Consider the following 8,082-nt stretch of genomic DNA (forward strand, 5'->3'; position numbering starts at 1 on the left):
CCTGCAGAATTGGAACTTGACATTATCTCAGCTATACATTATGTTTGAGGATAGAATAAAGCTGCATTTGCAAAATGATTAAACTGGCTGACACAGTTCAATTTACACTACCTAATCATTTCGTTTTAAACGATTTATCTTTGCTCTTTAATCTTGCTCCTTGTTCTTTGCTCTTTAATCTTTGCTCTTTAATCTTTGCTCCTTGTTCTTTGGTCTTTAATCTTTGCTCCTTATTCTTTACTCTTTATTCTTTCCTCCTTATTCCTTTATCTCTAAAAAAATCCCATTCTGTTGGAATCCAGTTTTAGGAAGATGAACAATAAAATGGTAAAGCTCCAGAGAGACGAACCTCCATAACTGATCAGCGGTAGTGGAATCCCTATCACCGGAATAATGCCGATCGTCATCCCTATATTGATGAAAACATGGAAAAATAGGATACACGCCACACTATAGCCATACACCCTCGAGAAAGTGGAACGTTGCCTTTCTGCAAGGTTTATCAACCTCAGGAGTAAGAATATATATAGTGCGATCACTACTGAACAACCAAGGAAACCCCATTCTTCACCAATTGTAGAGAAAATAAAATCTGTACTTTGTTCCGGAACATAGCCATATTTGGTTTGTGTACCCTGTAAAAATCCCCGCCCCATAGCCTGACCTGAGCCAATCGCAATTTGCGACTGGATAACATTATAACCTGCACCTTTATTGTCGGTTTTTAAACCCAGCATCAATTCAATCCTGCTTCTCTGGTGCGGCGCCAATACCTTTTCGTATGCTACCTTAATTAGAAATAAATAGCCTATTGCCAGCACCGTTACGAGTACTGTAGAGAAGATGATTTTTTGCTTCCTCCTGTTGTTGTAGATGAAAAGACCGGCAATCGTGGAAATGATCAGGATCAGGATGTAGGTAGGAACTAAGAAATCGGCGATGAATAATACAATCATTCCTAAAAAAATCAGGAGAAAATAACCAGATAATCCTTCACGATATAGCGGGAACATAAAAGCGAGAAACACTAGTGCAGAGCCTGTATCGGGCTGCAGCATAATTAATATCAAGGGCGCACCTACAATCAGCGCTGCTATTCCAATGGATTTAAAATCTCTGAATTTTGGGTTAAAACTGCCTACATATCTGGCCAGTAGCAAAGCCGTACCGAATTTGGCAAATTCTGCGGGCTGTAATTTGAAGGAGCCAATGGCAATCCAGGCCTGGTTTCCGGCAACTTTATTTCCGATTACCAAAACGGCGAGGAGCAAAACCAATGTTCCCCCGTAAATAAAAGGAGAGAAAACATTAAATACCCGTCCATCGAAAAGAAGTATGGCCAGACCCAATACCAATCCGGTTAGCACATAAATCAGCTGCTTTCCATAAAGGGTGTTGAAACTGAATACATCTGATTTTTCAGGCGGAACCGATGCGAAGATATTGATAAAACCGACTGTACATAAGGCAATATAGATTAACACAGTAATCCAATCCACATTAAAAAAGAAGCGGTTGCTCTGTTGTTGCTGCATGCTAGTGGTTGATTGCTGGTTTATCAGTTACGGTTAATGGCTTCAGCGTTTTTGGTTTGGTGGCAATTGTTTGTGTTATGGTAGCAGCCTTTATTCTGATGCTATCTTTTGCTTTTTTAACTGAATCTGCTTTTTTATTGGATACGCTATCGGCCTTTGAAGGTTTTGTCTTTTTTGTTTTATCTACAATTGCTGGCAGTAAATTGGTTTCTGAAAAAGCCTTAACTGTATATCCGTTTGCTTTTGGTTTAATAGAGTCTGTTAAGTATTTTTCCACGATAAAGCTGGATATCGGAGCAGCATAGGAGCCACCAAAACCACCGTTTTCTACAATAACTGCTATTGCGATTTTCGGGTTCTCCATTGGTGCAAAACCAATAAAAACTGAATGATTCTTTCCATGTGGATTTTGCACTGTACCTGTTTTTCCACACATCACAATATTTGGAATTTTCGATTCCTTAGCTGTACCCCAAGGACTATTCACTGCATCCCTCATCCCTTCAATTACAGGTGCAAAGTATTGCTCATCTATACCAACAAAATTTTTCTCCAAATACTCTTTCTTCACTAATTTCTTATCACCTATACCTTTAATCAAGTGTGGTTTAAGGTAATAACCGCGATTTGCTATCGCAGCCATAACGTTAGCCATCTGCAAAGGGGTAGAAGTAATTTCTCCCTGGCCAATCGCCTGGGAGATTACAGTTGTATAACCCCAACGGTTGTTATATTTCTTATTGTAATAGTCTGCTGTATAAAATATGCCTTTTTTTTCGAAAGGCATGTCGATACCTAGTTTCTGACCGAAACCCCACTTGGAAATTTGCTCTTGCCAGTGAGCATAGGTTTGACGCTGTTTTTTCATTCCATTTTTGGTAATGATATTTTGGAAAACGTGACAAAAATAGGTATTACAACTTCTGGCAATTCCACGTTGCATATTAATTGTTCCATCAACGTGTTCACATCTTATTTTTTGTCTTCCTGCCATGTAATAGCCAGGGCAGTTGAAGGTGGTATTTGGATTGATTGCCCCATCTTGCAAAGCCACCAGTGCATCTACAGGTTTAAAAGATGAGCCTGGTGAATACTGTCCCGCAATCGGGCGAACGATTTGAGGTCGATACGGGTTTGCAAGCAATCCCATGTAATTTTTACCCCAATCTTTACCAACAAGTTGATTCGGATCATATCCCGGACTACTTACGAATGCAAGGATTTCACCTGTCGACGGCTCTATGGCCACAATCGCACCAACTTTATTTTTCATTAGTTCTTCGCCAAGCTTTTGAATGCGAATATCTAATGAAGAAATTAAACGTTCACCTGAAACGGCATTCACGTCATATTTGCCTTCTGAATAGCTTCCTTTAGGAATGTTTTTTGCATCGTAAAGCATATTGATTACACCCTTTTCTCCTCGTAAGAAATCTTCATATGAACGTTCAAGACCACTTTTTCCTATGAAGTCTCCAGGCTTATAGTAACCTTCAGATTTTTCAATGTCATCTGGATTAACTTCTTTTACATAGCCAAAGAGCTGTCCGGCAATGCTGTCAGGATAATGCCTGATGGTTCTGTCCTGGGTTCTAAAACCGGGAAATCTATACATGATTTCCTGAAGTTGGGCATAAGCTTGTACCGAAATCTGACGTTCAAAAAAAGTAGCTTGATAGGCTGATTGTGCCCGAGATTTCTTTAACTTTTTACGTACATCTGCTACTGAAATTTCCAGTGCTTGTGCTAATGCCAGGGTATCAAATGTTTTAACCTCGCTGGGTGTAACCATCAAATCATATACCGGCTCGTTTTGAACAATTACTTTCATATTCCGATCCAGGATGGCACCACGGGCCGGGAATTTATAAATTTTACGTAGCACGTTACTTTCTGCAGAAAGAAAGTATTTATCGCTCACAATCTGGATATAAAATAATTTTCCCAGTAAGATGATTGCGATTACAATAAATAATCCTTGAATGATATATTTTCTGTTAAATAATTGATCCATTAGCGGGAAGTTCTTTTATAGAAGATAAACTCTACTAAAAAAATAATAAGCAGTGTAAAGATACAACTTAAGCCGCATCTCATTAAGGTGTAACCAATTTCAGTTAACCTAAATGTTTCTAAAAAGAACAGCACCAAATGATGGGCAATAACACAAAGAAAAGCATAAAGCGAAAACCACTGGAAGCCCATATAACTTAACGATGGTTCCGGGTCATCAATTGCGTCGCGGTTTAAACTTATCGAAATAAATGATATCCTGACAAAGGCAAGCACTACGCACGCGGTAGCATGTACCCCCATAGTATCATAGAATGCATCAAGTGTTAAGCCCGTTCCAAATGCCAATAAATAGAGTAAAATGTTCGGTATCCCGAAGGGTAAAAGCAATAAAAAGAGGATGTAAATAAAAGGAGTGGAAAGGTCATAAAAACCCATGTTTTTGAGCAGAAAAATCTGAACAAAAAGCAGGATAAACCACCTGATTAAATTTACGATTATGATTCTGCTATTCATTCGGTTTAACTAAACTTTCTAAGGCTTTTTGTTCTTCAGCTCTTTTATCTTTAATTACGTACACATATTGTAAGGTACTGAAATCGGTAGCGAGATTTAATTCGCCAGACAGGAAATTATCATTGGTGGCCACGTTTGGCTTGATCACTTTTCCGACGAAAATGCCGGCAGGGAAAGATCCATAACCAGAAGTGACAACAGAATCTCCCACATACATTTTAATGTGATTGGGAACTTCCTTGATAAATGCTTTTTTAATGTCGAAATTTCCTTCGCCCCAAACTAAAGAGCCTAAAGCATGATTTTTCTTTAAGGTTACGCTGATTCGGGTATCCTTATGAAGGAGGGATTGGATTGTGGCCAAATGTTCGGAAACATCCCTGATCAAACCAACTATACCACGTTGAGGGGCAATTACAGCCATTCCATTTTTTATCCCATCCAGACTTCCCTTATTAATCGTCATGATGTTATTGCGTAGTGTAACAGAATTCTTAACCACCTTGGCCGCCAGATAGGTGTATTGCTGATTGGTTATCGTATCAACAATCTTAACATCCTTAGCTGTATCTACAGTAGTTAAGGCGAGTAAATTGGTTCTAAGTTTAGCGTTTTCGGCTGCTAAACTATCATTCACCATTCCCAGATTTAAATATCTTTTGAAAATATTTAGTCTTTCATATGCGGTACCAACTATCTCGTTAGATGAATTTAAGGTGACACTTCTCTGGTAAGAATTATTTTTTACGGTGAGGTAAATCCCAATAAGGAAAAAGATAATAAATAAGAAAAATGCGTTGTATCTACTTACGAATATCCAAAGGTTACGCATTTGAGTTAAAAGTTGAGAGTTAGTCAGTTAACAGTTTTCAGTTTGAACGAGCCTAAACTAAAAACTGTTAATTGAAAACTAAATTATTGCATTAAGAATTTATAGCCGCCAATGTTCTTTAAGGCAATACCTGTTCCACGAACAACCGCACGAAGTGGATCTTCGGCAACATGTACCGGCAATTTCGTTTTTGCCGCAACACGTTTATCCAGGCCTCTTAATAATGCACCGCCACCTGTTAAATAAATACCAGTCTGGTAAATGTCTGCAGAAAGTTCTGGAGGCGTAATCTCTAATGCTTTTAAAATAGCTTCTTCAATTTTAGAGATGGATTTATCTAAACAATGTGCAATTTCTGTATAAGAAACAGTGATTTGTTTCGGAACACCCGTCATCAAATCACGGCCTTGAACTGCAAAATCTGCAGGAGCATCCTGTAATTCGGGTAAAGCTGCACCTACTTCAATTTTAATTTTCTCTGCCGTACGGTCACCAATCATAATGTTATGTTGGCGACGGATGTAGTTTACGATATCAGAGTCAAAGTTATCTCCCGCAACGCGGATAGATTGATCGCATACAATACCAGATAGGGCGATTACAGCAATCTCGGTAGTACCACCACCAATATCAATGATCATGTTACCCATCGGTTCTTCAACGTCGATCCCAATACCTACAGCAGCAGCCATTGGCTCGTGAATTAAATAAACTTCTTTGGCTCCTGCAATCTCAGCAGAGTCACGCACCGCACGTTTTTCTACTTCCGTAATACCAGACGGAATACAAATTACCATACGTAAAGATGGAAACATCCAGCCTTTACCACCATTTAACATCCGGATCATTCCTTTAATCATCGCTTCAGCAGCGTTGAAATCGGCAATTACACCATCTTTTAAGGGACGAACGGTTTTGATATTATCATGGGTTTTACCTTCCATTTGCATCGCCTGACGGCCAATTGCAATAACTTTGTTTGTAGTACGATCGAATGCTACAATAGATGGTTCATCTACCACAACTTTGTCGTTATGTATAATCAGGGTATTCGCAGTACCTAAATCGATGGCAACTTCCTGCGTAAACCAATTGAATAATCCCATGTATGAGTTATATTTCTTTAAATTGTTAAATCTATACTATTCCTAATGTAAAAATAGCTTTTTTATTGCTCTTAGTATTATTTTCTTTAGCAATCAGCTGAAAGATTAAAGCAGAAAGCTTAAAGCTGTGGAGAATGTGCTTTAGGCTTTTCGCTATCTACTTAAACTAGTGTTTAAAGTGTCTAACACCTGTGGTTACCATTGCAATGCCTTTTTCATTTGCTTTTGCAACAGAATCTGCATCTTTAATTGAGCCACCTGGTTGTAAAACGGCAGTGATTCCCGCTTCAGCAGCAATTTCTACACAGTCTGGGAAAGGAAAGAAAGCATCTGATGCCATTGCGCAACCGGTTACACTGAAACCAAATGAAGCCGCTTTGTCGATCGCCTGTCTTAAAGCATCAACACGTGAGGTTTGACCCACGCCGCTTGCAATTAACACATCATTTTTCACCAAAACGATGGTGTTAGATTTTGTGTGTTTCACAATTTTATTGGCGAAGTATAAGTCTTTTAATTCTTGTTCGGTTGGCGCTTTATCGGTTACGGTTGTCATTTGCTCCGGACCTTCGATAATTAAATCTTTATCCTGCTCTATAACACCATTTAATAAGGTTTTGAACTGTTTCTTGCTTAATTCTACATCATTGCGTTGCAAAATCACGCGGTTTTTCTTTTTGCTGAATAACTCAACAGCTTCCGGCTGATAAGAAGGTGCAATCAATACTTCGAAAAATAATTTGTTAATTTCTTCAGCAGTTGCAAGGTCAACCTCAACATTGGTAATTAACACACCACCAAAAGCAGAAACCGGATCGCATGCTAATGCATCAAGCCACGCTTGTTTTACCGTTGGGCGGGAAGCAATACCACAAGCATTGGTGTGTTTTAAGATTGCAAATGTCGGATCTTCGAATTCGTCGACTAAAGCAACAGCAGCATCAACATCTACCAGATTATTATATGAAAGTTCTTTTCCGTTCAATTTAGTAAACATGGCATCTAAATCGCCATAAAACACCGCACCCTGATGTGGGTTTTCTCCGTAACGCAAAGTTTTAGCATCTGTAACACTTTGTTTGAAAACAGGAAGAGGCTCTTCTTCATTGAAATAGTTGAAGATAGCAGTGTCGTAGTGAGAAGAGGTATGGAAAGCTGTTTTCGCGTAAGATTTACGTTGTGCTAATGTGGTTTCACCATTTTGCGCTTCGAGTCGAGCTTGCAAAGTAGGGTAGTCATTCTTAGATGCGATAATCACCACATCATTAAAGTTTTTTGCTGCAGCACGGATTAACGAAATCCCACCGATATCGATTTTTTCGATAATTTCTTCTGGTGTTCCGCCAGCTTTTACGGTTTCTTCAAATGGATATAAATCAACAATAACCAAGTCAATTTCCGGAATATCGTATTCTGCAATCTGTTCCTGATCGCCAGTTAAAGCCCTTCGATTTAAAATTCCGCCGAAAACTTTTGGATGTAAGGTTTTCACGCGACCACCTAGAATGGATGGGTAACCAGTTAGATCTTCAACAGCCGTAACCGGTAAATTTAGATCTTTAATAAATTGTTCTGTTCCTCCGGTAGAGAATAATTGAACCCCTTGTGCGGCCAATAATTTCACCAATGGCTCCAAACCATCTTTGTAATATACTGAAATTAAAGCGTTTTTGATCTTAATAGACTGACTCATTTTACTGTAAAATTTGAGCCGCAAAGGTAGTAAAAGAGGATTGGTTTTTTGGTATGTTATGGGTGTAAAAAATGCAGGGCTGTGTATGGAGCAGATTACATTGATTTTTAGGGTACTCCAGCAAGTTTTGGTTGTAGGGTGTGCCGCCGTAAATCATTTGGTTGAGGAAAGATCTATCCTAAAGTTGGACATCTCATCTATGGGTTGATTTTATGACTCGCCGAAAACATTTTTCCTCTACGCTTGGCTTGCCCCGGCTGGCCGCCGAAGGGCTCTTACTTTTTTGCTTGATCAAAAAAGTAACAAAACCGAGCTTTTCTGCGAGCTCATGAATGCCTGTAAAAACATGAACAACTTATGAATAAAATCAAGGCTTTGAACTGATGT

At 39.0% G+C, this 8,082-nt stretch carries 6 protein-coding genes; all 6 read right to left on the reverse strand.

Features of this window, described 5'->3' with window-relative positions; translation table 11 throughout:
- Positions 1-272: 272 nt before the first annotated feature.
- The 6 genes from rodA to purH all read right to left on the reverse strand — a co-directional run bounded on the left by rodA (position 273) and on the right by purH (position 7,695).
- A complete protein-coding gene (rodA, locus tag GJU39_RS22690; protein ID WP_154283280.1) occupies positions 273-1,535 on the reverse strand; it encodes a rod shape-determining protein RodA in 1,263 nt (420 codons plus the stop codon).
- Position 1,536: 1 nt separating this feature from the next.
- Positions 1,537-3,549 carry a penicillin-binding protein 2 gene (mrdA, locus tag GJU39_RS22695; protein ID WP_154283281.1) on the reverse strand — a complete coding sequence of 671 codons (2,013 nt, stop codon included), beginning with the start codon at positions 3,547-3,549 and terminating at the stop codon, positions 1,537-1,539.
- A complete protein-coding gene (locus tag GJU39_RS22700; RefSeq protein WP_154283282.1) occupies positions 3,549-4,064 on the reverse strand; it encodes a rod shape-determining protein MreD in 516 nt (171 codons plus the stop codon). The genes mrdA and GJU39_RS22700 overlap by 1 nt, the downstream gene beginning before the upstream one ends.
- Positions 4,057-4,896: a rod shape-determining protein MreC gene (gene mreC / locus GJU39_RS22705; RefSeq protein ID WP_154283283.1), complete on the reverse strand. Its 840-nt coding sequence runs from the start codon at positions 4,894-4,896 to the stop codon at positions 4,057-4,059. The genes GJU39_RS22700 and mreC overlap by 8 nt, the downstream gene beginning before the upstream one ends.
- Positions 4,897-4,979: 83 nt before the next feature.
- Positions 4,980-6,002 carry a rod shape-determining protein gene (locus GJU39_RS22710; protein WP_010601761.1) on the reverse strand — a complete coding sequence of 341 codons (1,023 nt, stop codon included), beginning with the start codon at positions 6,000-6,002 and terminating at the stop codon, positions 4,980-4,982.
- Between the two features lie 166 nt (positions 6,003-6,168).
- Positions 6,169-7,695, reverse strand: coding sequence for a bifunctional phosphoribosylaminoimidazolecarboxamide formyltransferase/IMP cyclohydrolase (gene purH, locus GJU39_RS22715; RefSeq protein WP_154283284.1), 1,527 nt, complete (start codon positions 7,693-7,695; stop codon positions 6,169-6,171).
- Between the last annotated feature and the right edge of the window lie 387 nt (positions 7,696-8,082).

The sequence above is a fragment of the Pedobacter petrophilus genome, from assembly GCF_009674725.1.
GTDB classification, from domain to species: domain Bacteria; phylum Bacteroidota; class Bacteroidia; order Sphingobacteriales; family Sphingobacteriaceae; genus Pedobacter; species Pedobacter petrophilus.